Source organism: Stieleria sp. (genome assembly GCF_041595215.1).
In the GTDB taxonomy this organism is placed as follows: Bacteria; Planctomycetota; Planctomycetia; order Pirellulales; family Pirellulaceae; genus Stieleria; species Stieleria magnilauensis.
On sequence record NZ_JBFHKV010000769.1, the window covers coordinates 1 to 4350 of the forward strand.

A 4350-nucleotide genomic window follows, 5' to 3' on the forward strand; every position below is an offset into this window, starting at 1 on the left:
CATCATCAACGCCCACATTCGGTTTGCAATGTTCTCTCGAAACGCTCGGTTGGCGTCGTCCGTCAACGATTTGGCGAGCTGCAGACGTCGGCTGTAGACGGGAACCGCCCGCACATTTTTCTCGGGCTTGACCTTGTAAAGCTGTTCGCCCGGAGGCGGGTCGATGACGGGAGGTGCGTCCAACATTCGCGGCGCCGTCTGGTCCGTTTCCGAGGTGAACACGGAGGTGAACTCGACGTCGCCTTCAGCTTTTTCGCCGATCGACGTTTTTTTCGTCTTGGGATCTTGAACCAGATAGCTCCGTTTGATGAACGCGGCCAGACCGTAGTAATGTCGCTGCAGGTAGTCGTCGATCGCCGGATGGTCATGGCATTGGGCGCACTCCAGATCCCTGCCCAAGAAGATGCGTCCGATGTCGCGTGTCACTTGGTCGACATTCAATTCGCGATCGAGCAGAAATCGGGCGGCGGCACGCGTTTGTTCGTCCGTTCCATCGGCCGACAACAGTTCCTGAGCAAGCTGTCGCCACGACTTGTTCTGCAAAAACGACTCCCTCAGATACGCCTCCCATTGCTCAGCGGTGACGTGTTTGTTCGGGCGACGTTCCATCAACAGGGTGTCGAACACGTATTGCATCCGCCGCGCGTATTGTGGCGAACCGAGCAGTCGGTCAACGAGTTTGATCCGCTTGTCGGGTGCCGAATCTGCGAGAAACTCACGCACCTCATTGGCGGCCGGAATGGTGCCCGCCAGATCCAAATAAACACGTCGCAGAAACGAAGCGTCGTCGGTGATCGCGGCCGGCGTTTTGAAATCGGAATGCGACGAAACCAGGGCATCAATCTGGACATGCAGCGCGTCGCTGGCCTGGAGCGTGCGTGAGTGGGTTGCCATGCTGCCGATGACAATTCCGATGATCACAATGACGCGCGAACGAGTCATGGAGGTGCCTGGCGCGGTGGGGGGAGGCTGGTGGGCGGGGAACAAGTCGCGTCAGCGGCACGACTCATCGCCAACCAGTCTACCACATCTCAACCGGAGAGAATCAACTCAGGCGGTTCGGCGAGATCGCCGGCGGGAAAACGCCCATCCGCATACATCACCAAATGGTGCCCGAACGAGTTGGTGCCTCGACCTCCGACGCGTCCACATTTGTCAGACCACTTCGTCCGCCAACCGCATCACCTGGTCCACGGGCAACTCAAACGAGGGCAGGAACGCTCCGCGTGCGGTTTCACCGGCTCGAAAGATCCCAACTTCGTCGTAGGCGTCACCGTTGAGTCTCAACACGGTCACGGTCCGATCGAACGGGTCGATGATCCAATACTCCTGGACACCGCCTCGAGCGTAGTCCGATCGCTTGGCAACATAGTCGCGATGTCTCGCTTCGGCACCTTCACTGACGACCTCCACCGCGATGTCTAATCGATTGGGGTAAGCCGTCGGTGAACTGGGGAAGCAGGGCGGCGTCAGGTACAACAGATCGGGTTCACGAATCGTACCGGCAAACAGCGTCACCGGCAGCGGTGCCTGTAAGACGCGTGCCTCATCGCCGACCGAAGCGCTCGCCGATCGCATCAGTCCGGCGACAAAATCCACGATCATTTGATGCATCCATGTCGGCATCGGCAACACCTCCAGGTGACCGTCGGACAATTCCACCAAGCGGTCCGTCGGCAGTCGAAAATAATCCTCCTCTCTCCATTGCCCCTGCAGCGGAAACAACCTTGCCAATTCCCAGGCAGGGGCTGCATCGGAGGACGGCGAAGGGGGTGTCGACGATGACATCTATCAAGACTTGAAGGTTGGGTTCAACTGGTCAGGTTTGCATACAGCGCAGCGACGATGATCACGTCTCCCGCGATCCATGATTCTAACCGATTTATCCGCCTCGGCGACGTCGTCGCATACCAACACCCAGCAGCGTCAATGACAAGAACAGCGCGGCACTGGGTTCGGGAATTGCGGTCGGGATCGTGAACGTGCTTCTTTCAGATCCGGACGCGGACGTGTAGGCGGGATTGACCAGCGTGGTCAGCGACGTTCCCGACGGGCGGATCGCAACCGATGTCGTCCGCGTCGGTGAGCCGTCGCTACCGCCGAAGATGTCCAAGCTGATCGTGTCACCGGGTTGCAAACCGAGCCCGCTGTAATCAAAGGTCAGCGTGCCGATTTCAAACGCGTCGGTGCTGGTGATTTCAAACGGAACCGGCGGGTTCGGCAAAAAGGACTCCAGCACGATTTGCGATTCGAAACCGGCTGAACCGGTGCCGAACTGCCGACCGTCGAACCATGACGCAAACCGGGCAGCGGCGTCGAATCGGACCCGCCCGTAGTCGGTCAGCGGGACCGCATTGATGGTGCTCTTGACGATGTCCAAGTTGATCCATTCGACCAAGTCGCCGACGGCATCGGCCGTACCGGAAAACACCAGATCGGTCTCAAAGCGTTCCCCGGTGGCAGCGCGGGACGGCGTCAAATAAGCGACGATTTCCGCCGGGCAAGGTTGGACGCTCCAACATCCGAACCCGCAAAACGCAACGACGCCGATCAGCGATGACCAGACGGATCGACGATCAAGCAATCGATGGAACATGGGTCCGAGAGAGACTGGAGGATTTGAATGCCTCAATGCTAAATCGAGCGGGGATCAAAAGCAAGCTTGCAATTGGGTCCCATACCACTAACCTTTGGGGGTCGCAGGGTTGGGCAGGCGTTTTCTTTTCAGTTTCGCGTGGCGTTCTTTGCGATCCTATTCCCACGTTTCTCGGTCGGGAACGGAATAAGGGCCACGTTCTCGCAGATCGCCCAGCGAACGTTTCGCTTGGATCGCAACCGCGAATGATGTCGCCTTTCCTCGTTCCAGTGCCGAATCGAATTGATAGGCATCTCGGATGGCACGCAGAAAGGATCGGTCGCAAAGGCGACACGGGTTTGGACACCAATTGCGCAATCGACGTCGCAACAAAGCGGCACGGTTAGCCCGCAAGCGAATCAGCCAGCGGTTGATTCCATCACCGTTTGAAAAACTCGAAGACCGTCATTTGCTGGCGACCGTCCAGTGGGACGGCGGCGGCGACGGAACCCGTTGGCACGATCCCTTGAATTGGGACAGCGATGCGCTGCCGACCGCTTTCGACGACGTCACGATCGAAGATTCTTCGAATGATCTGATTGTTCGAATCGATGCCGACACCAATGTCGCGTCGATCCTTTCGAGCGAACAACTGCATCTAGTCGGTGCGGAACTGAAGACCACGTCGCTGGTGGTCGACGAACTGATCGTCGACGATGCCACGCTGCGTCCGCCGGAGCAGTCTTCGCTTGCGGCGACCATCGCCGATCGCCTAACCATCGACGCTGCCGCCGGCCAATTCCTGATCTTGGGCAACCTGCACGTCCAAGGTGATCTGCTGCTTCGGTCTTCGATGACACTCGTCGCCGACGGAACCGATGCCAACCTGCGGGTCGACGGCGACGTGAACCTGGACCAGGCGAGTCTAACCGCCAGCGCCGGCGGCGTGATCTCCATGCCGTCGGCCGAGCGTTATCGGCACCAATCGACGGCGAACAATCAATCGCGACAGTTCCTCGCCACCGGCACCGGCAGCCGGCTTGAACTCGGCGGTCTGCGTTCGCTGACCGGCGCGACGCACTACAACTCCGGCTCCCTGTTTCAAGTCGCCGACGGCGGCGTGATCGATCTGTCCAGCGTTCAAGCCGTGATCGACCCGGTCGAGGGCGACACACGCCGCCGCTCGTTTTCCTTCGTCGCCAAAGATGCCGGCAGCCAAATCGACCTGTCCGCCCTGGCGACGGTGACCGACCAGAACGCCGACCAACGAACAAGCTTCTCCGCAACCGACGACGCTTCAATCCAGATCGCCTCCCTGACCGATGCCCGAGGCACCCAGTTCCTGCTTGACGGTTCGGGAAGTCTTGCGGTGACTCAGTTGCAAACCTTGATCGATTCACAATTGATCCTCCGGGACAACGATCTGACGCTGTCGCAACTTGCGTCGGCCAATCGGTCCGAGTTTGACATCGCGGGGGCGCAGCTTGCTCTGCCGCTGATCGATAGCCTGCGTGACGGAGCGATCACCGTCGGCAGCGGCGGCGTCTTTGACTCGCCACAGTTGACGAACATCGACGGAACCGATTTGCACGTTCGCGATGGCGCAACGCTTTCCCTGCCCGGCGTCACCGGCTATCGACACCTCGGCGATGCTTCAAGCATTGATCGCACTTGGTCGGCAAGCGGTGTGGATTCACGACTCGAACTGCCCAACTTGTCGTCGATCCTCGGCGGCTGGGGATACAACAACGATCACGTGATCCAAGCCGACGACG

At 59.3% G+C, this 4350-nt stretch carries 4 protein-coding genes; 1 reads left to right on the plus strand and 3 read right to left on the minus strand.

Translation table 11 applies throughout. The annotated features are described in order from the left end of the window. The 3 genes from ABX749_RS23890 to ABX749_RS23900 all read right to left on the minus strand — a co-directional run. Positions 1-942 (minus strand): DUF1549 domain-containing protein (locus ABX749_RS23890; protein WP_372898207.1); only part of this gene is annotated, 942 nt, incomplete at its 3' end. A 213-nt stretch (positions 943-1155) separates the two neighbouring features. Then, positions 1156-1788, minus strand: a complete 633-nt coding sequence (locus tag ABX749_RS23895) for a Uma2 family endonuclease (RefSeq protein WP_372898208.1) — start codon at positions 1786-1788, stop codon at positions 1156-1158. 94 nt (positions 1789-1882) lie between these two features. Further along, positions 1883-2596: a hypothetical protein gene (locus tag ABX749_RS23900; RefSeq protein ID WP_372898209.1), complete on the minus strand. Its 714-nt coding sequence runs from the start codon at positions 2594-2596 to the stop codon at positions 1883-1885. Positions 2597-2945: 349 nt separating this feature from the next. Between ABX749_RS23900 and ABX749_RS23905 the strand changes: the two genes are divergently transcribed. Then, a partial coding sequence (locus ABX749_RS23905; RefSeq protein ID WP_372898210.1) for a hypothetical protein occupies positions 2946-4350 on the plus strand: 1405 nt, incomplete at its 3' end.

Coding starts and splice junctions, on each gene's coding strand:
- ABX749_RS23895 (WP_372898208.1), bottom strand. CDS start 1,788: ATGTCATCGTCGACACCCCCTTCGCCGTCCTCCGATGCAGCCCCTGCC.
- ABX749_RS23900 (WP_372898209.1), bottom strand. CDS start 2,596: ATGTTCCATCGATTGCTTGATCGTCGATCCGTCTGGTCATCGCTGATC.